The following is a 19,450-nucleotide window of genomic DNA, read 5'->3' on the forward strand; positions in this document are numbered from 1 at the left end:
GCGGGCGGAGTCCTACCGTCCGACGGCTGATGTGAGCGGACGATCGGTTCCGATGCTCAGTTGCCGCTGCAGCGGATGCTGGCTGGCGGGCGTCGTCGTCGGCGAAATATGAATTGAAAGAGGAGCGAGATGGCGGAGAAGCGGCGGGCGGATCTGGACGATACGGATCGGCGGATCCTGGACGAATTGACCCGGGACGCGCGCCAGTCCGTGACGGCGCTCGCGAGTCGGGTGCATATTTCGCGCGCGCACGCCTACGAGCGGATCAAGAAGCTCCATGATCAGGGCGTGATTCTGCGGTACACGGCGGTGATCGATCCGGTGCGGGCGGGCCTGGAAGCGTCCGCATACGTGACCGTGCGGCTGAAGCAAAACACGTGGCCATCCCTGTGTGCCAAGCTGCGCCAGATTTCTCAGGTGCAGCACGTGGCGCTGGTGGGTGGCACGTTCGATGTGATGCTTCTGGTGCGAGCGAGCGGCACCACGGAACTGCGCGACGTGATCTTCGAGAAAATCCAGCCCATGCCCGAAGTGGTGGACACCCAGACCTTCCTGATCTTTGAGGACGTGGATGCGCGGGGTTAGTTAGGTCGTTTGCGGCGAGTGCTGCTCGCTGATCGACGGTGAAGCCATGCCCGGCCCGGCTCTGCAATCTGGTTGACGATGAAGCCAGAATTCACGAGTTCTAGGGACGCAACGTCGATGGATTTGCAGGGTGCCAGAAATTTGGGTCGTAGCGTTGATCAAAAAGCACGGCTTTCCCTGCCCTGGCCGTTACGTAGATCAGAATCCGGCGCACACAGCAGATCTCCAGGTGTGGGACCACGGAGAGCCGCTGATCAGTGCGATGCTCAGTAGGCGAACTACTGCGCGGCGACGTGTCCGCGCCAGGTCCATCAGAATGAGGGGTTTTCATGAGTGACACCACACGATTGGCGCTGGTCACCGGTGCCACGGGGTACATCGGCGGCAGCGTCGCGCAGGAACTCCTCGACCGGGGTTGGCGGGTCAGGCTGCTCAGCCGCAGCGCGGACAAGGTCCGCGACCTACCGTGGGGTGACCGCGTGGTAGCGGATGGACAGGAAGCCGGCCCGGGTCAGGCAGAGGTTGTCGAAGGGGACGCTTCGGATGCCAAGGACATCGCTCGCGCCATGGAAAACGTGGACGCCGCTTGGTACTTGCTGCACTCGATGGGTGACTCGGAGGACTTCGTGGAGGAAGAGAAGTCCATGGCGGACACCTTCGCCACGGCCGCACGCAACGCGGGCGTCAACAGGATCGTCTACCTGGGCGGGCTGCACCCCGCAGACACTGCCACCGAAGACCTGTCCGATCACCTGCGTTCCCGCGTGGAAGTCGGCAAGGTGCTCATGGATTCCGGGGTTCCGACCGCGGCACTGCAAACCGGTGTGGTGATCGGGGATGGGTCCTCATCCTTCACCATGATCCGCCACCTGTCCGAGCGGCTTCCCGGTGCCATTGCCCCCAAGTGGGTGCGTAATCACATCCACCCGATCGCCGTGGCCGACGTCATGCACTACCTGGTGGGGGCCGCGGACCTGCCCGAGGACGTGAATCGCACCTTCGACGTGGGCGGCCCCGAACCTCTTGAGTACGCCGACATGCTCAAGGAGTACGCAAGCGCGTTGAACAAGATCCCGCGCTTCATGTTGACGGCACCGGTCACGACTCCGGAACTGGCCGCGTACTGGATTGGTCTGGTCACTCCGGTGAAGTCGAATTTGGTGCGCCCGCTCATCGGTAGTCTCCAGCACGACACCGTGGTGCGCGAGCGCGACCTGGACGATTATGTTGGCCCGCCGCCGGGTGGCCACACCTCGTTCCACGATGCCGTACGCGCCGCGGTCAAGAACCTGGACACTTCCCGATGGAACAAGATTTTCTGGGCTACCACCGCGGGAGTGGCCGCGACCGCCGTCGTCGGATCGCTCGCAACCAAGCCGAACTCGACGTGGTACAAGACCCTGAAGAAGCCCGCGTTCCAGCCACCCGCGTGGCTGTTCCCCGTGGCCTGGACGGCCCTCTACGCGGATATCGCCGCGATCGGCTCCCTGACGATCGCGGACCTGGGCGAGCAGGGGCGCACCAAGGAAAAACGCGGATACATTGCTGCGCTCGCGACCAACCTGGGGCTCAACGCCGGGTGGAGCATTTTGTTCTTCGACCGCCAGAAGCTGGGCCCCGCCGCCGTAGAATCAATAGCGCTGGCCGCGAGCACGGCGGACCTGGTGCGCAGATCTGGCAAGGTGTCCAAGGAAAAGGCAGTGGTCCTCGCACCGTACGCCGGGTGGACCGCGTTCGCCGCGGTGCTCACGGGAACCATCCGGGCATTGAACCCGCGCCGGGACTGACACTCGCACGCGCGCTCCGGCACAGCATAGACCCGAGCATCAACCCTTGTGAAAGGCAGCACCGTGAGGGATTCCGAAGCACCGTCCACCGATGCGCAGCCGGTACTACCCGGAGGGGCTTCTCGAGTGGCCGTCATCATCACCGGAGTGCTGGCGGCTGCCGCCCTCGCGTGGTCCTTGCGCATCGAGGCGGGCGATCCGTGGTTCTACCCGGCCACTTTCATTCTGGCGGCGATCTATATCGTGGGCAGCCTCGTGGCGGTTCGGTTGGTGGGCAGCAGGTTTCGATGGCATGCCTCCCGGCGCGGGATTCGCGACGCCGTGGTGGGCGGTGTGCTCCTAGCTCTCGTTTTCTTCGCGGGTGCCTTCTTGGTGCGGTTCATCCCGTTCCTCCGCGACCCCGTGGACGAACTCTTGGACTACGCCCGCGTGGGCAGCCTGGTGTTCGTGCTGATCACCACCGCGGTCAATGGCGTTGCGGAGGAGATGTTTTACAGAGGTGCCCTGTGGAGGGCCGTGAAGCCGGGATACCGAATGGTCGTGACCACGGTGCTGTACACCGCAGTCACCGCCCTGGCCGGGGTGCCACTGCTGGCCTTTGCCGCCGCGGCCATGGGTGTGATGGTGGCCGTGCTGCGTGAGCGGACCCAGTCGCTGACGCCGCCGATCATCGCCCACCTGATCTGGTCGCTGACCATGCTTTTGGTGTTGCCGCAGGTGGTTTAACGAGCTATCGGCCACTTAGGCTCCGGAGCAGGTCCGCATATCTTTGACGAGCAACAGCCGAAAGCTGACTTACAGTGAGATCTCGATTAAGTACCCCGTTTGCGCGATCAAAGCTCTCTGGGTTGTCCGCATCGAAGGCTCCCTGGCGTGAGTCCCCCGTTGCGTGGGATTCTGGGTCGTTTGTCATCTCATAAGGCTGCCAAATTTCTGCGTCCGCGAATAGATGCTCGAATGGTCACCTCGATGGAACATACTCAGGCCTCGGACTCAGTCCAACTCCAATGACCTCATCACCCCGATCCGCTCGATAAAGCTGTCGTCGTGACTGACCACCAGCAGCGCACCCTCGAACGCGGTGAGCGCATCCACCAACTGATCCACCGACCGCAGGTCCAGGTTGTTAGTGGGCTCGTCCAGGATGAGCAGCTTGGGAGCGGGTTCAGAGGTCAGCACCCGCGCCAACGCAAGGCGCAGCAGTTCACCGCCGGACAGTTCACCAATTCGCTTGTCAGACTGCGCACCTCGGAACAGGAATCGAGCGAGCGTTTCGCGGCACGCATGCTCGGTTGCCGCTGGGTTGGCCAGCTGCAGCTCTTGAACCAAAGTGAGCTCCGGACGTTCCACGGTTAATCGCTGCGGGACGTACCCCACCGGAGTGATGCAGTAGCGCACGGTCCACGGGGCGACACCCGCTAGATCCGCATCGCGTGGCCCCTCGGCGGAGTCGGCGGAATCGGCCGTCCACGCGACCACTCGTTCAAGCAACGTGGTCTTCCCGGAACCGTTCCGACCGGCCAGCCGCACCCGTTCTGGGCCGGCCATATCGAGCCGTTCGGTGTCACCATCGGTAAGGGATCGCTCCAACTCCAGCACCTTGGTCCCATTGGCCACGACGGTCTGGGGCAGCTGAACGCGGATGTGCCGATCCGCACGCAAGGCATCCCGAGCTTCAGCTGCCGCAGCAGCGGCCGTCTTCTCCCTGTCGGCAAGGATGCCGCGTAACTTACCCGCCTGAACCTGAGCCGACATCGCATCGTTGCCCATGGCCATGCCGGGCTTACGCTTTTGTCGCTTGAACTTCTCGCCTCGGGTCACCCGATGGCTCAGCTTGGTCTCCTCTTCGACACGCTCCCGCTTCTGCTTCTTGGCCTCAGCCTCCGCGCGAGAAACTTCGCGCAGCGCCGCCTCCTGTTGGGTGGCCAGGTAGGTCTCGTACTCGCTGTACGTGCCACCGAATTCGGTGAGCCGCCCGTCCCGCAGTTCCACGATTTGATCCACGAGCTCCAACAGTTGCCGGTCGTGGCTCACGATCAACAGCGACGCCTTCCACCCCCGCACGGTCGCGAACAGGTCCTCGCGTGCGGCGGTGTCCAAATTGTTGGTGGGCTCGTCCAGCACGGTCAGTTGCGCCCGCCGCAGCACCGCTCCGGCCAGCGCAGCCCGCACGATCTCACCGCCCGACAGCTCCGCAACGCACCGTGCCAGGTCGGTGGGAAGCCCGCGCGCGGCCAGTTCCGCCTGCGCGCGCTCCTCGATATCCCAGTCATCGCCGACGACGTCGTACTCCGCCTCCTCCACACTGCCCGCCTCGATCGCGCGGAGACTTTTCAGGATGCGGTCGATACCCAGAAGTTGGGCCATCGTCCATTCGGATTTCGCGGTGACGTCCTGAGGGACGTGCGCGATGCTGGCTGCGCGGTGTAGCGACCCTGCCGTCGGGGCGAGTTGTCCCGTGAGGACTCGCAGCAGCGTGGACTTGCCGCTTCCGTTGTCGCCGACCAGCCCGGTAACTCCTCGCGGAACGGAACCGGAGAGATCGGTGAAGCACTCCGTGCCATCAGCCCAGGTGACGCCGAGGCCGCTAAAGGTAATGAGTGTCTGTTGTGAATGGGTCATGTGGATCTCCTGAAAAGAAAGAGGATGATCCGCTGCCGCGCCATGAAATGGCCCTCAGCAACCGCCTACGAAAGGCGAGCAAGAAAGAGAAGGGTCAGAGCGGCGTCGTCAATTAAGGAACGAAAGCGTGAAGAAGCGCGTGCAGCGGCGGGCTCAGAGAGAACCGGCAAGCTTCACAGCGCACACCTTTCGTGGACAACAAGACCCGAGAAGCGTAACCCCGGGCCGGCGAGAAATCTAGTGCTCCGCTTGGCCTGCGGGGCGGGTGAACGCGAGCCACATGGTGGGAATGACCTTCTGATCAGTGATTTCACCCATGGCCATGCGGTCGGTCAGCTGACCGCTGTAGCTGGTGAGCATGAGTCGGGTCATGTCGGACGCAGGGATCGTGAACTCCAGGTGTTGGCTCTCCGCTACGCGGCCCAGCGCGTTTTCAACGGCGCCGTAGAGCTTGTTGCGCAACGGTCGGACGACATCGCGAACTTCACTCGAGCGGAATGCTGCGAGGAACAGCTCGAGGCGGACGGCCTGCACGTTCATGTTGGACGACTGGTCCGTGACGCCTTCGATGATGCGGGTGGCGACCTCCTCGGTGCCGGCGTGGGAGTCGAGCCACTGCTCCAGTTCCGAGTCGAGGCGCTCGATCAGGCTTTCCACCAGGTTCTCGAAGACCGCCACCGCCAGATCCAGTTTGGTCGCGAAGTTGGAGTAGAAGGCTCCGCGCGTGAAGCCGGCGGCCGCGCACAGCTCGCCGATGGAGGCGCCGTCGATCCCCTTCTCGGCGAAAACCCCCGCCGACGACGCCACGAGCCTCCTGCGCGTGGCCGTCCGGGACCGCTTGTCCGCGTCCTCGTCCGTTCCGTGTGACGTCTGGTCAGTCACTTTTACTCGCTCCCTCTTGCCGCCTCGATACATCAGTGTATCGTGAATGTGAAAACTCAATACAGTAATGTATCCAAATCACATTCAGGGGAACTATGGCAGACGGCAAACTAGGCGCGCGCGCCTCTCATCAAGCAGCGGGGCGGCAGCGCGGACCGTTCTATTCGGCAACGTTCTGGGCGCTTCCGGCGGTGGTCATCATGGTCCTGGCGGTCCTCGGAACGGCCCTGTATCTGGGTGGGTTGTCCAATCCGGCAGGTCACCTCAAGGACTTCCCGGTGGCCATCGTCAATCAGGATCGCGGGGCGGACGTGCCGCGAGAGGGCGGTGGAACCGAGAAGCAGAATTACGGTCACCGCATCGAGGACGGTTTTGCATCCGAGGCGGGTAAGGATGAGCGGCTGGATCTGCGTCGGCTGGATTGGGATCAGGCGCAGGACCAATTGGAGCGCGGCGAGCTGTTCGGAGTGGTGGTCATCCCGGAGTCCTTCTCGGAGGACACGGTGAGCATGGTCAGGGGCTCTCTGACGCAGGAGTCTGCGGCTCGGCCGGAAATCACCCTGTACACGGACCCGCAGGCAGGTTCTCTCGGGACTCGGATCGCCACGGAGGCTGTGCAGCCGGGGCTGGAGCAAGCCAGCTCCACGATGGGTGAATCACTTGTGAAATCTGCGCAGTCCGCCCAGCAGCAGGCCTACGAGCAGGTGCTGTCGGAACTCGAATCGCAGCAGGATCAGCAGTCCGAAGAACTGGCCCGGTCGGCTGCGCAGGGCGGTCCTGCCGTGCAGCAGTTCGCGCAGCAACTTCAGGAAGCCCAGGCCAACACTCCCAAGCAGGTGGCGGATCAACTAGCACCCAAGGTCAGCTCCGTCTCAACGGATCTGTTGCGGGATCCGGTGAACGTGGACACCAAGCCCTATCAAGAGCTTGAAGAGGGCACAGCGTTGGGGATGGGCGCGTTCTACTACGCGATTATCCTGCTGGTGATCGGTCTCTCCGGGTCCATCGCCGTCAATGTTCTGATGGATGCCCGCATGGGCATGGCGCCGTTCGAAATGGGTCCGCTGTTCCGAGACTTGCCGCGCGTGGGTCTTCCGCGGTGGTTGAACTTCCTGATCAAGTGGGGCCTGTTCACCGTGGCAGCAGGACCCACCTCAGCCCTGATGCTGTGGGTCGGCGCGGCAGTGGGTATGCCCATGCCGCATGGTGTGGCGGTGTTCCTCGCGGGATGGCTGTCGTTGTCCGCGGTCTCGGCCGTGGTGCTCGCGCTCATCACACTGGGTGGCTCCGCGGGCATGGTGCTCTCGATGATCTACCTGGTGTTCATGGGGTTGCCGTCCGCGGGTGCAGTGGTTCCGCTGCAGGCCGTGCCGGACTTCTTCCGGGTGATTGCGCCAATTGAGCCGCTGCATCACATCTTCATGATGGTGCGATCGCTTCTGTACTTCGACGCCAATGCGGATGCCGGGTTGCGGTCGGGGCTGATCGGGATCTCTCTGATCCTGCTCGTCGCCGTTGTTGTGGCACTGATGGCGGGGTGCGCCTATGACCGCAAGTTTGGTCACCGCGGTTCTCGCGGGCCCGGCAAGCATTCTGCGGGCCACGGGGAGTCGCAGGCCACAGATGCTGCGGAAGCTGGAGGTCAGCCGGTGGTGAAGAGTGGGGAAAACCTCAATGCAGTGGTGGGCTCCGGACTTTAGGCTGGAGCTAACGGGAAACCCCCGCACCCTCCACCGCCGGTGGATCACAACCTTGACGGAGATGCCATGAGTTACGAACCGCAGCAACCTCGCCCGGACTACCGCTCCGGCGGTGCCGGCGGCTACGACAACTACGACACCCACCGCCGGACCGGTTCCAGCGGTCCTCAGAACGATGAAAAGACCGTGGCCATCCTGACGCACCTGTCGGGACCCATTGCCGCCATCATCTCGGTGGGTTGGCTGGGCTTCCTGGGCCCGTTGATCGTGTGGTTCATCTACAAGGACAAGAGCCCGTTCCTGCGTGCCGCATCCGCCGGCGCGTTCAACTTCAACGTGACCCTGTGGATCATCAACGTGATCGGTTGGATCTGCATCTTCACGGTCATTCTGATCCCGGTTGGATTCATCTTGATCGCCGCCTACTGGGTGTTGCTCCTGGTCTGCCATATCGTGGCCGCCGTTCGTGCCAACAACGGTGAGGTCTACCGCTACCCGATGCAGTTGCCCATCCTGCGCTGAGCGTGGTGAGCGGCGGCTAGTTGGCCGTAGCTCTGAGACATCAAAAAGCCACTCCGGTTCGCCCGGAGTGGCTTTTTCGTGCCCGGGATCTTGAAGGTGGCCTAGGGAAGCCACAGATTCAGCTTCGATGGTTGCCAGGGTGCGGTTCAGCGGGCGGGGAGTCCACGCAGCAGTGCAGCCCGCCATTCGAGCCGCGGCTAAGTTGTTGAACAATCCCTTGCTCGAATTGTTGAACAACCTGTAGTCTTCCGGCAACACGTCAATCTGTGACCCCAGTCACCCCGACCCATCGGATGAAGACATGTCGACAGAAGCACCCCAGTCCGGGCAGCCCGACCAGCCCTCTCAATCCGGTACCGAGCCGGTCAAGACGAACTCCGGCGGCCACCGCACCGCGCTGCTCGGTGCCATGTTCCTCATGGCCACCAGCGCCATCGGCCCCGGGTTCATCACCCAGACCACGGTGTTCACGGTCCAGCTCGGGGCGGCGTTCGCGTTTGCGATTCTGGTGTCCATCCTGGTGGACATTGCCGTGCAGCTGAATGTGTGGCGAGTGATCGGCGTCTCGGGCCGGCGCGCGCAGGAACTGGGCAGTCAGGTGCTGCCCGGCGCGGGTATTGTGCTGGCGGCCCTCGTGTTCGTCGGCGGAGCCGTGTTCAACATTGGCAACATTGCCGGAACCGGGCTCGGCCTCAACGCGATGCTCGGGGTGGACCCCAAGATTGGCGGCGCCATCTCCGCGGCCATTGCGATTCTCATCTTCCTGTCCAAACGAGCTGGCATGGCACTTGATCGGATTGTGGTGTTGCTGGGCGCCATCATGATCTTGCTGATGCTCTACGTGGCGATCGTGGCCGCCCCTCCGGTGGGCCTGGCGCTGAAGAACACCGTGCTCCCCGAGGAAATCGACTTCCTGGTGATCACCACGTTGATCGGCGGCACCGTGGGTGGCTACATCACCTACTCCGGTGCGCACCGCATGATCGATTCCGGTGTGAGCGGTGTGGAAAACGTCAAGCAGATCAGTCGGAGCTCCGTTCTGGGCATCCTGGTCACGTGCATCATGCGCGTGCTGTTGTTCCTCGCCATTTTCGGCGTGGTGGCCGGCGGTGTGGCGCTGACCAGCGACAACATGGCCGCCGAAGCGTTCGGGGCCGCCGCCGGCGAGATCGGCGTGCGGATCTTCGGTGTGGTGCTGTGGGCCGCGGCCCTGACGTCCGTGATCGGGGCGGCCTTCACGTCCATTTCCTTCGTGACCACGTCCTCCGGCAACCCGCGGACCCGGAACCTGTTGACCGTCGCCTTCATTTCCGTGTGCACCGTGGCGTACCTGTTCCTCGGGCAGGCTCCGCAGACCCTGTTGATCTTCGCGGGAGCGTTCAACGGTCTGATCCTCCCGTTCGGTTTCGCCATCCTGCTGTGGGTCGCCTGGCGCCGCAGGGACTTGCTGCACGGGTACGTGTATCCCACGTGGCTCCTGATCATTGGCGTGCTCGCGTGGCTGCTCACCCTGTTCCTCGGTTGGAACTCCCTGGCCGGGCTCAACAAGTTGTGGAGCTGACGGACATGAAAACCACGGACCACGTAGACCTGGCACGTCTCACACCCCGAGAGGCCAGGGAACGATTCCGCCGCGGCCTGCTGCGTCCCACGTCCGGAATCTCCGCCGGATACGCGCAGGCCAACCTCATCATCGTTCCGCGTGAACTTGCTTTCGACGTGCTCTTGTTCGCCCAACGCAACCCCAAACCGTGCCCCGTCCTCGGGGTGTTGGACGCGGGGGAGACCACCGGCGAGCTGCTCAAGGACGGTGACATCCGCACGGACCTCCCGCAGTACGTGGTCTATGAGAACGGCCGCGACATCGCCCGCCCCACGGACATCACCGAGTACTGGCGTGACGACCTGGTCACCTTCATGGTCGGCTGTTCCTTCACGTTCGAGGACGCCCTGCTGAACAACGGCATCCGCATGGCACACAACGACCAGGACGTGAACGTTCCCATGTACCGCACCAACCGGCGCTGCGAACCGGCGGGGTCTCTCTCCGGCCCGCTCGTGGTCTCGATGCGTCCGGTTCCCGCGTCACAGGTGGCCGACGCCGTTCGCGTCACCTCTCGCTATCCCGCCGTCCACGGCGCTCCCGTGCACGTGGGCAACCCCGAGGAGCTGGGAATCAACGACATCAACCAGCCGGATTTCGGCGACCCCGTCCGGATCGAGCCGGGTCACATCCCCGTTTTCTGGGCGTGCGGTGTGACACCGCAGGCGGCCGTGATGGAATGCCGGCCGCAGTTCGCGATTTCTCACGCACCGGGGCACATGCTCATCACGGACGCCAAGGACTCCGACTACCAGGTGCCCTGAACCGCTATTCCACGTGGTCCAACAACTGTGCTTCCGCAAAACTCAGATACTCCCGCAGTGATTCGGCAGCCCGTTCGCGTTCACCGGCCTCCAGCAGCCGCAGCATTTCGGCGTTGCGGTCCACGTAGTCCCCGTGGAAACCGGGATCCGTGGACATCGAGTGGAACATGAGCCGCATGCGCGCCAGCAACCGGTCCATGGTCGTGACCAGGGTGTCCGAACCGGTCAGATCCATGAGCCCGCGGTGGAAACGCTGATTGGCGTCAGCCATGCCCATAATGTCCCCGGCCGCACGAGCAGCCCGAGCCGCCTCGATCACAGACCACAACCCCGTGAGCACCTGCTCCGAACAGGAGCCCCACAACACCGCCCCCGGCTCGATGATCCGCCGCGCGTTGTAAATCTCCCGCACATCGCCGGCAGTCGGATGTGCGACGAAGACCCCGCGATTGGGCACGCGATCAACCAGCGACTCCTCCGCCAGCATTGTGAACGCCTCGCGCAGCGTGTTCCGCGAAACGCCCAGTTCCTGGGCAATGACGTGTTCCGACAGCTTGGTCCCGGGGGCCAAATGCCCTCCGGAAATGCGCTCGCGCAGCCGGCCTGCCGCGCCTGCGCGCGCCTGCGCGCGGTGCGCACCGAGCGGCGTCGGCGGGCCGTGGACGGGGGCAACCGGTGCCGAGGGGGGTTCGAGTGCGAAGTTACTGGTCACCGGCCCATCCTCTCACCGCGCTAGGCGATCTCGCCCAGCGCCTGCCCCTTGCGGACGGCATCGCCCTCGTTCGGCTCGCCACGAGTCAATGTGCCGGAGCGATGCGCGCGCACGGGAGTCTCCATCTTCATGGCCTCGAGCACGAGCACGGTGTCGCCCTCGCTAATGTTCGCGCCGTCCTCCGCCGCCCACTTCACGACCGTCCCGTCCATGGGCGCGGCCAGCGTGGTGTCCGAGGCTCCATGTGCGGTCGACGCCGCCACCGCCTCACCGCCCGCGCCGGCACCACCGCCGTGCAGCAGCGCCTCCACCATGGCGGTGGGGAGTCCGAGCTGCACGGCCTTACCGTCGAGATCCACGGTCAGGGTGGTGCGCTCGGCGGCGCCGGAGGTCACGTACGGGGACGCCTCCAGCTGCTGCGTGAACGCATCCTCGATCCACGTGGTGTACACGCCCAGCTCATCGGGAGAGGTGAAATCGAGGTGCTCCACCACCGCGCGGTGGAACGGTGCCACCGTGGGCAATCCCTTGATGCTCAGCTCCGCCAGGGCAGCCCGGGAGCGCCGCAGTGCCTGCTGCCGGTCCTGACCCCAGACAATGAGTTTGGCCAGCATCGAGTCGTAATGGGGCGGCACCACGGAGCCGGAACGGACACCGGTGTCCACCCGGATTCCCGCGCCGGTGGGAGTCTGGAAGACCTCCACGGTCCCGGGCGTCGGCAAGAATCCCAGTGCCGGATCCTCCGCGTTGAGCCGGAATTCAAAGGCGTGCCCGCGCGGTGCGGGGTCCTCGGTGATGCTCAGGGCCTGCCCGTCGGCCACGCGGAACTGCTCGCGCACGAGGTCCACCCCGGTGGTCTCCTCGGTCACGGGGTGTTCCACTTGCAAGCGCGTGTTGACCTCCAGGAACGAGATCAGCCCGTCCGGAGCCACCAGGTACTCGACCGTGCCCGCGCTCGTGTAGCCGGCCTCGCGACAGATGTCCCGGGCCGATTCGTGAATGGTCCTCCGCTGCTCATCGCTCAAGAACGGTGCCGGAGCCTCTTCCACGAGCTTCTGGTTGCGCCGCTGCAGCGAGCAGTCGCGGGTGCCCACCACGGTCACGTTGCCGTGGGTGTCCGCAATGACCTGGGCCTCCACATGGCGCGGCTTGTCGAGGAAGCGCTCCACAAAGCATTCACCCCGTCCGAACGCGGACGTCGCTTCGCGCACCGCTGCGTCGAACGCTGACTCGACCTCGTCCATGGTGCGTGCAATGCGCATCCCACGGCCACCGCCGCCGAAGGCCGCCTTGATGGCGATCGGCAATCCGTGTTCCTCGGCGAACGAGCGCGCCGCGGTTGCGTCCTCGACGGGCCCGTCCGTGCCCGGCACCAAGGGGGCGCCGGTGCGAACGGCGATCTCGCGAGCCGTCACCTTGTTGCCGAGGGTGCGGATGACCTCGGCGGACGGGCCGATCCAGGTGAGGCCGGCGTCGGACACGGCCTGGGCGAAGTCCGCGTTCTCGGACAGGAACCCGTAGCCGGGGTGCACGGCGTCCGCATTCGCGCGGTCGGCCACGTCGAGCAGAGCCTCGATCTTGAGATAGGTGTCCGCGGAGGATGAGCCGGGCAGGGCGTAGGCCTCGTCGGCCATGCGCACGTGGACGGAATCGGCGTCGGGTTCGGAGTAGACGGCCACCGAGGTCAGCCCCGCATCCGTGCAGGCCCGGGCAATGCGGACCGCGATTTCACCGCGGTTGGCGATCAAGACCTTTTTCATGCTGACTCTCCTGAGGTTTCGGGTGCGTGCGCGGGGCGGGGTGCATCAACGAGCGTGAACCGGACCGCAGACCCCGGTGGAAGCTGTGCGGCCAGCGACAGGTCCTCCGGGACAACCACGCCGATCACCGGGTAACCGCCGGTCACGGGGTGGTCGGCGAGGAACAGGACCGGAACCCCGGAGTGGGGGACCTGCAGCGATCCCGTGACCACGCCCTCACTGGCCAGCTCGCCGGTGATGGCGCGTTCCAGGGCCCGCCCGTCCTCGGGTGTCTCGAAGCGCACGCCCACGCGGTTGGACTGGCTGCTGACCCGCCACTGCTGACGGGTGAGGGTCTCGAGCGCGGCCGGGGTGAACCAGTCGCCGCGGGGTCCGGTGGTCACGCGCAGCACGGTGGGTCGGCCCGGTTCGGGCAGGGTGACCGCCGGGGCCTCGGGGCGTCCCACCGGGCGCGATGCCGCGGAGCGCACCTCGATCACGCTTCCTGCGGTCAGCGCTTCCGGGCCGATCCGCGAAAGCACGTCCGTGGAGCGGCTGCCCAGCACCGTGGGCCCGCCAAAACCACCGCGCACCGCGAGGTAGGTTCGCAGGCCGGTGTGCGGGGTGCCCAGGGTGAGGGTCTCGCCGTCGTAGAGGGCAAAGGGAATGTCCCGGGGGAGCGGGTTCTCGCCCTGCTGACCGCTGACCGTGGCGTCCACGGGGGCGCCGGACAGCGCCAGCACGTGGTGGCCGCGCGCGGTTACCGACAGGCCACCCAGCAGAGACTCAATGACCGTGGCACCGGACTCGTTGCCCACCATGCGGTTGGCCTGCGCTGCGGACACGTGATCCGCCGCGCCGGACGCAGGCACACCCAGGTCTCCGAGGCCGGGGCGGCCCAGGTCCTCCAACATGGACTGCATCCCGGGGTCCTTGACCACGAGAGCCTGCGCGGGTTCCACGGAGCCCTCGGCGGGTGCCGCCGGGGGCACCGCCACCTGCTCGCGCACCGCGCGGTAGCGCACGGTGTCCCCGGGGCGGATGAGCGCGGGTTCGTCCCGGCCCAGGTCCCAGAGTGTGGCGTTGGTGCGGCCGATCAACTGCCAACCGCCCGGTGAACGCTGCGGGTACACGGCGGAAAACCGCCCCGCCAGCGCCACGGATCCGGCGGGCACCGCGGTGCGCGGGGAATCCCTGCGCGGCACCTCGAGCGGATCCCCGGGGGCCACGAGATACGCGAACCCCGGCGCGAAACCGCCGAACGCGGCCGTCCATTCCGCACCCGTGTGCGCCTCGATCACGCCGCGCTCGCCGAGCCCGGTCAGCTCGCCCACATCGGCCAGGTCCTCGCCGTCGTACACCACGTCGATCTCCACGGTCTTACCGGTCGCCGCGTCGGTATCGCCCAGGCGAGCGGTGACGACGTCGCTCGCGGCCTTGTGCGCGGCCGCGGGTGAAGAGAAGGTCAACAGCACCGTCTCGGCTGCGGCGAGAACGTCCAACTGACTGGAATACGGATGTGCACTGAGATGGGCGTGCCAGCGCATGACGTGTTCGAGGGACGCGCACTCGATCAAGAAGGCCCGCGTCCCCGCCCAGCGGAGGGAGACCGTCGACGGCGCAGCACCGGTGGGCGGATCCTGGCTCATACGAACGACCGGACCTGCACGCCGGCGCGCTCCAGGCCCGCGCGAACCTCCGCGGCCATTGCGGCGGAGCCGGGGGTGTCACCGTGCACGCAAATGCTCTCGGCCCGGATCCGAACGGTGGAACCGTCCACGGCGCTCAAGGTGCCGTCCTCGGCCAGGCGGATCATGCGTTCGGTGACCTCCGCCGGGTCGTGCAGGACGGCGCCTTCTTCGCGGCGGGAGACCAGCGTGCCCTCGGGTGTGTACCCGCGATCCGCGAACGCCTCGGCCACCCCGCGCAGTCCGGCGTGCTCCGCCTTCCGAAGTGCTACGGACCCGGGTAAGAGCAACAGCGGAAGATCGCCGCCGAAGGCCTTGACCGCGTCCACCACGGCTTGTGCATGGACCTCGTGGTGAACAATCGTGTTGTAGAGCGCGCCGTGCGGTTTCACATACTTGATCTCGGTGCCGGCCGAACGGGCCATCGCCTGGAGGGCACCCATTTGGTACAGCACGTCATCCGCGAGTTCCTGCGGGGAGCAGTCCATGAAGCGACGACCGAATCCGGCCAGGTCCCGGTAGGCCACGTGCGCCCCCACGGTGACACCTGCGGCCACGGCGTCCCGGCACGTCTGCGCCATCACGCCCGGGTCTCCCGCGTGGAACCCGCACGCCACGTTGGCGGAGGACACGGAACGGAAGATGGCGGCGTCGTCCCCCATGCTCCAGTTGCCGAACGATTCGCCCACGTCGCTGTTCATATCGATGACCGTCATGCGTGACCTCCGTCTCATTGGTGAGTTCAAGAATGCCCCACCGACGGAGATTGTTCAACAATTACCACCGGTCAGTCCGATTCCACCACGTTCGGAAGGTGCGTGACCGGTGCGATCACGACGTCGCGAATTTTCCAGTCCTGTTCGAGTAGCGCGTTCTCGGCTGCTTCGAGGCGCTCGGGCGTGGCGAGTTCCAGGGATGCGGGGATGACGAACCCCTCGATCTGGAACACCTGGCCCTCGTCGCGCAGGCGCACGGTGGCCGCGTGCACCCAGTCCAAGTTCCGTAGGAATTCCTGCGCATCGCTGATGAGCGGGTGGGGTTTTTTGTTGTCCACCGTGGTGGGCCGGGCATCCATGAGACCGGACACCGCGGCCGAGAGATTGGTGGCGCCGTCCTTCACGATGGACGTGGCAATCACGATGGCCGCGGCGGCATCCGCCCACCACAAACCCAGGCCGATCCCGGCAATGCCCACAATGGCGGCGAACGAGGTCATCCAGTCCGCCTTGTTCATGTCGGCGTCCGCATAGAGCACCTTGTTGTGCAGTGGCTCGGCGAGTTTGAGCTTCATCCGGCCCAGGATCACGGGCGGGATGCCGGTGACCAAGAGCACCAAAATCATGAGCCACCCCAGCCAGATGGTGTGGCCGAACAGGTTGATGCCGCCGATGGTCGGGTGTTCGACCGTGATCAGTTTGATCAGCGCGTCCACGATCAAGTAACCGCCCATGACGAACAGGGCGGTTCCCGCCACGAGGTGGGCGATGCCGATGGCACGGTGATAGCCGAACGGATGTTTGGCGTTGGCGGGTTTGCGGGTGACGCGCACGCCGATCAGAAAAGCGATGGGCGGAACCATGGACAGCATGTCTTCGATCCACGCCGTTTTCATGGCCTGGGAATTGCCCATCACCAGAAAGACCAGAACCACCGTCACACTCAGCACGCCCAGGGTGGCCCATTCCAGGCGCACCGCTTTTTTCACCGCGCGGGAGATCTCATCGGGCAGGTGCTCGTCGTCCGCGGGGCTTGCCATGCGCTTCACGACTGGCCTCCGCTGCTCTGCAGGAACTGATCGAGTTCCAGGAGGAAGGCGTTCTCACCATTGACCACGGCCATGACGTGCTTCTCGGTCTCGCCGTACGCGTTGACTGTTTCCTTGTAGGGCCGAGTCAGGCCCACTTTCTTCTGCCATTCCGTGTCCATGGTCATCCCACCGATCAAGAGATCCAGTTGACCGTGCTCCATCTCAGTGACCAGGTGTTCCTCGCTCGCGGTGGTCCATTCAATGCGCGCACCTAGGGTGTCGGCGAACTCTTCCACCAGGCGCACTTCATCACCGGCGGGCTCACTTCCCTCGACGGATACGAAGGGCTCATCATGAGTGGCGCCCACGCGCAGGACTCCGTCGGTCACCCTGTCCAGGGTGCCGTGGGGATCGGCCGGGTAGTGGGTCACGCAACCGGTCAGGGACATAGCGAGAACCAGGAGCACCGTCAGCCACCTGATGACCTTTTTCATGGCAACACCATAAGCCAAAGTGCCCTTGCCCACATCCGGAAACTTTCCGTGGAATAAATCTCGCGTCGGGTGCATTATGTAGGTAGTTCAAATTTGAAAGATCAACGGAACGGGCCGGCGGGACTACCGCAGCGGCGTCGTCATCCAAGACACAGGAGGCAGTCATGCAACTCGGCATCTTCACCATCGGTGACGTCACCATGGACCCCACCACCGGCAAAACCCCCAGCGAAAACGAGCGCATCAAGGCGACCGTGGAGATCGCCAAGAAAGCCGAAGAACTCGGCATGGATGTGTTCGCGACCGGTCAGCACCACAACCCGCCGTTCGTAGCGCCGGCCAACCCGCCCATCCTCATGGCGCACGTGGCCGCGCAGACCAAGAACATCCAACTGTCTACCGCAACCACCCTGATCACCACCACGGATCCGGTGCGCATCGCCGAGGATTACTCCTACGTGCAGCACCTGGCAGATGGCCGCGTGGACCTGACCATGGGCCGCGGCAACACCGGACCCGTGTACCCCTGGTTCGGCAAGGATATCCGGCAGGGCATCCCGCTGGCCGTGGAGAACTACCAGTTGCTCTACCGCCTGTGGCACGAGGAGAACGTGGACTTCTCCGGTCGGTTCCGCACCCCGCTGCAAGGCTTCACCGCGACCCCGCGTCCGCTGGATGAGGTGCCCCCGTTCGTATGGCACGGTTCCATCCGCTCCCCAGAAATCCCGGAGCAGGCCGCGTTCTACGGTGACGGCTTCTTCCACAACAACATCTTCTGGAACAAGGAACACACCGAGCGCATGGTGGACTTCTACCGTCAGCGCTACGAGTACTACGGTCACGGTTCCTACGACCAGGCGATCGTGGGTCTGGGTGGTCAGGTGTTCATCCGCAAGAACTCGCAGGATGCCAAGCGGGAGTTCCGCCCGTACTTCGACAACGCGCCGGTCTACGGCCACGGCCCGTCCCTGGAGGACTTCACCGCCCAGACCCCGCTGACCGTTGGCTCGCCGCAGGAGGTCATTGAGCGGACCCTGTCCTTCCGGGACTACGCCGGTGACTACCAACGCCAACTGTTCCTCATGGACCACGCCGGCCTGCCCCTGAAGACCGTGCTCGAGCAGCTTGACCTGCTGGGCGAAGAAGTCTTCCCGGTGTTGCGCAAGGAATTCGACGCACTGCGCCCGGCTCACGTGCCCGAGGCTCCGACCCACGAGTCCCTGGTGGCCCGCCACAAGGCCGGTAAGGACCCGATCCCCGGCGGCGGCCCGGATTCTCAGGCGGCCAAGGATCGCGCGAAGCAGGCAGAAACCGCTCAGCGCGAGCACGAGAACTCCAAGTAATTTCAGACAGTAAGCAGAGAGAAGGACACCATGACTGATCGTTTGACCCTCGCGGTGGTGACCGCTGGGCTATCGGAAGACTCCACGACCACCCGCTTGGGTGAGGCGATCGCGAAGGCCGCCAGCGGCGTCGTCGAACACGCCGGACAGCACGTTGAAATCAAGGTCATTCGGCTGCGCGATCTGGCCCACGGGTTGACCGACATGATGATCACGCACGTGGCCTCCCCGGCCGTGCAGGACGCGATCGACACCGTGCTCACCGCGGACGGCCTGGTTGCGGCCTCACCCACGTACAAGGCGTCCTACTCCGGGCTGTTCAAGCAGTTCTTCGACGTGATCGACGAATCTGCCCTGGAGAACCTGCCCACCGTGGTCGCCGCCACGGGCGGGTCGCCGCGCCACTCGCTGGTGCTCGACACCGCCCTGCGCCCGCTGTTGAGCTACCTCAAGGCGCTCGTGCTGCCGCTGGGCATTTATGCGGCCTCCGAGGACTGGGGGCATCATGACCTGCAACGGCGCATTGATCGCGTGGGTGCCTCGCTCGCGGCCGTCGTGCTGGCGGGTTCGCCCGGTGGCGCATCCGATTTGCTCGACGACAACGACGACGCCGCCGCCCGTCCCGGTCTGCGGCGCGAGGTCAAGGACGAGTTCAGCAATGTCCCCGATTTCGCGAGCTTGCTGGCCTCGGTGGGATCGTGAGCGACACGGTGAGGTGCGTGTCCGAGCCGTCCGAGTCCGCAATGGGTGCAGGCGATGCGTCCCAGCAGGAATGGGATGCGTGGCAGCTCTACTTCGAAACCACTGCCCGGCTCACGGCGCGGATCGAGGAGCGACTCAAAACCCACGGTTGCTCACTCATGGACTATCAAGTGCTCCTGTTGCTGTACAACGCCCCGGAACACCGGATGCGGATGGGGGAGTTGGCTCAGCGGCTGGTGTTCTCACCGTCCCGGCTCAGCTACCAGATCGGTGTGCTCGACAAGCGCGGCTGGGTCGAACGCCGTCGTGTGGAGTGCGACGGCCGCGGCTGGGAGGCGGTGCTCACCGGCGACGGCCTCCGCGCCTTCCGCGAGCTCCGCCCCGCCCACGCGCGCGACGTTCAGGAGCTCTTCTTCTCAGCCCTCCAAGGCGACGACGCCGCTCGCCTGGCCGACCTCATGCGTCGCGTGAGCGGGTTGCTGGGTTAGTGGCTCTTCAACTTTGAGCGTGGTGCTGGGTGTTCACGCCGCGATCGGTCGGGGCGCATAGCCAATGATGCG

At 65.0% G+C, this 19,450-nt stretch carries 18 protein-coding genes; 10 read left to right on the plus strand and 8 right to left on the minus strand.

Features of this window, described 5'->3' with window-relative positions; all coding sequences use genetic code 11:
• The first annotated feature begins 129 nt into the window (after positions 1 to 129).
• From RF638_RS10350 to RF638_RS10360, 3 genes are all read left to right on the plus strand, one after another.
• On the plus strand, positions 130 to 585 hold the full coding sequence (locus RF638_RS10350; protein WP_095798515.1) for an Lrp/AsnC family transcriptional regulator: 456 nt from the start codon (positions 130 to 132) through the stop codon (positions 583 to 585).
• Between the two features lie 329 nt (positions 586 to 914).
• Positions 915 to 2,372 (plus strand): tryptophan-rich sensory protein, encoded by a 1,458-nt coding sequence (locus tag RF638_RS10355; RefSeq protein ID WP_368841974.1) that lies wholly within the window; start codon positions 915 to 917, stop codon positions 2,370 to 2,372.
• A 63-nt stretch (positions 2,373 to 2,435) separates the two neighbouring features.
• Positions 2,436 to 3,098, plus strand: coding sequence for a CPBP family intramembrane glutamic endopeptidase (locus RF638_RS10360; protein ID WP_254049414.1), 663 nt, complete (start codon positions 2,436 to 2,438; stop codon positions 3,096 to 3,098).
• Positions 3,099 to 3,365: 267 nt separating this feature from the next.
• Here the strand turns inward: RF638_RS10360 and RF638_RS10365 are convergent, their stop codons facing one another.
• Both RF638_RS10365 and RF638_RS10370 read right to left on the minus strand, forming a co-directional pair.
• Positions 3,366 to 4,994 carry an ATP-binding cassette domain-containing protein gene (locus RF638_RS10365; RefSeq protein ID WP_368841975.1) on the minus strand — a complete coding sequence of 543 codons (1,629 nt, stop codon included), beginning with the start codon at positions 4,992 to 4,994 and terminating at the stop codon, positions 3,366 to 3,368.
• 237 nt (positions 4,995 to 5,231) lie between these two features.
• Positions 5,232 to 5,876, minus strand: coding sequence for a TetR/AcrR family transcriptional regulator (locus tag RF638_RS10370; RefSeq protein ID WP_368841976.1), 645 nt, complete (start codon positions 5,874 to 5,876; stop codon positions 5,232 to 5,234).
• Between the two features lie 95 nt (positions 5,877 to 5,971).
• On the opposite strand from RF638_RS10370, the gene RF638_RS10375 reads away from it, so the two are divergent.
• The 4 genes from RF638_RS10375 (at position 5,972) to RF638_RS10390 (ending at position 10,465) form a co-directional block, all read left to right on the plus strand.
• A complete protein-coding gene (locus RF638_RS10375) occupies positions 5,972 to 7,576 on the plus strand; it encodes an ABC transporter permease (protein ID WP_259917409.1) in 1,605 nt (534 codons plus the stop codon).
• A 66-nt stretch (positions 7,577 to 7,642) separates the two neighbouring features.
• Positions 7,643 to 8,098, plus strand: a complete 456-nt coding sequence (locus RF638_RS10380; RefSeq protein ID WP_173674331.1) for a DUF4870 domain-containing protein — start codon at positions 7,643 to 7,645, stop codon at positions 8,096 to 8,098.
• A 301-nt stretch (positions 8,099 to 8,399) separates the two neighbouring features.
• Positions 8,400 to 9,659 (plus strand): NRAMP family divalent metal transporter, encoded by a 1,260-nt coding sequence (locus tag RF638_RS10385; protein ID WP_368841978.1) that lies wholly within the window; start codon positions 8,400 to 8,402, stop codon positions 9,657 to 9,659.
• Between the two features lie 5 nt (positions 9,660 to 9,664).
• Positions 9,665 to 10,465 (plus strand): putative hydro-lyase, encoded by an 801-nt coding sequence (locus tag RF638_RS10390; RefSeq protein ID WP_095798561.1) that lies wholly within the window; start codon positions 9,665 to 9,667, stop codon positions 10,463 to 10,465.
• A gap of 4 nt (positions 10,466 to 10,469) precedes the next feature.
• On the opposite strand, the gene RF638_RS10395 is transcribed toward RF638_RS10390, so the two are convergent.
• The 6 genes from RF638_RS10395 to RF638_RS10420 all read right to left on the minus strand — a co-directional run bounded on the left by RF638_RS10395 (position 10,470) and on the right by RF638_RS10420 (position 16,845).
• The gene (locus RF638_RS10395) at positions 10,470 to 11,177 is read right to left on the minus strand and encodes a GntR family transcriptional regulator (protein WP_368841980.1); all 708 of its coding nucleotides are present in this window, start codon (positions 11,175 to 11,177) and stop codon (positions 10,470 to 10,472) included.
• A gap of 20 nt (positions 11,178 to 11,197) precedes the next feature.
• A complete protein-coding gene (locus RF638_RS10400) occupies positions 11,198 to 12,937 on the minus strand; it encodes a biotin carboxylase N-terminal domain-containing protein (protein WP_095798523.1) in 1,740 nt (579 codons plus the stop codon).
• On the minus strand, positions 12,934 to 14,565 hold the full coding sequence (locus tag RF638_RS10405; RefSeq protein WP_259917417.1) for a 5-oxoprolinase/urea amidolyase family protein: 1,632 nt from the start codon (positions 14,563 to 14,565) through the stop codon (positions 12,934 to 12,936). The genes RF638_RS10400 and RF638_RS10405 overlap by 4 nt, the downstream gene beginning before the upstream one ends.
• Positions 14,562 to 15,320, minus strand: a complete 759-nt coding sequence (locus RF638_RS10410) for a LamB/YcsF family protein (RefSeq protein WP_368841981.1) — start codon at positions 15,318 to 15,320, stop codon at positions 14,562 to 14,564. The genes RF638_RS10405 and RF638_RS10410 overlap by 4 nt, the downstream gene beginning before the upstream one ends.
• Positions 15,321 to 15,391: 71 nt before the next feature.
• Positions 15,392 to 16,360, minus strand: coding sequence for a cation diffusion facilitator family transporter (locus tag RF638_RS10415; RefSeq protein ID WP_129702385.1), 969 nt, complete (start codon positions 16,358 to 16,360; stop codon positions 15,392 to 15,394).
• 5 nt (positions 16,361 to 16,365) lie between these two features.
• Positions 16,366 to 16,845: a transporter substrate-binding domain-containing protein gene (locus RF638_RS10420; protein WP_129702369.1), complete on the minus strand. Its 480-nt coding sequence runs from the start codon at positions 16,843 to 16,845 to the stop codon at positions 16,366 to 16,368.
• A 164-nt stretch (positions 16,846 to 17,009) separates the two neighbouring features.
• Here RF638_RS10420 and RF638_RS10425 point away from each other — a divergent pair, with 164 nt between their 5' ends.
• Genes RF638_RS10425 through RF638_RS10435 form a run of 3 tightly spaced genes read left to right on the plus strand, consistent with a single transcriptional unit; the run spans position 17,010 to position 19,378 of the window.
• Positions 17,010 to 18,188, plus strand: a complete 1,179-nt coding sequence (locus tag RF638_RS10425) for an LLM class flavin-dependent oxidoreductase (protein ID WP_259917420.1) — start codon at positions 17,010 to 17,012, stop codon at positions 18,186 to 18,188.
• A gap of 30 nt (positions 18,189 to 18,218) precedes the next feature.
• On the plus strand, positions 18,219 to 18,890 hold the full coding sequence (locus RF638_RS10430) for a CE1759 family FMN reductase (protein WP_315277242.1): 672 nt from the start codon (positions 18,219 to 18,221) through the stop codon (positions 18,888 to 18,890).
• Positions 18,891 to 18,907: 17 nt separating this feature from the next.
• Positions 18,908 to 19,378, plus strand: coding sequence for a MarR family winged helix-turn-helix transcriptional regulator (locus tag RF638_RS10435; RefSeq protein ID WP_259917423.1), 471 nt, complete (start codon positions 18,908 to 18,910; stop codon positions 19,376 to 19,378).
• The last annotated feature ends 72 nt before the right edge of the window (positions 19,379 to 19,450 follow it).

The organism is Kocuria sp. CPCC 205235, from assembly GCF_040980905.1.
GTDB lineage: Bacteria > Actinomycetota > Actinomycetes > Actinomycetales > Micrococcaceae > Kocuria > Kocuria carniphila.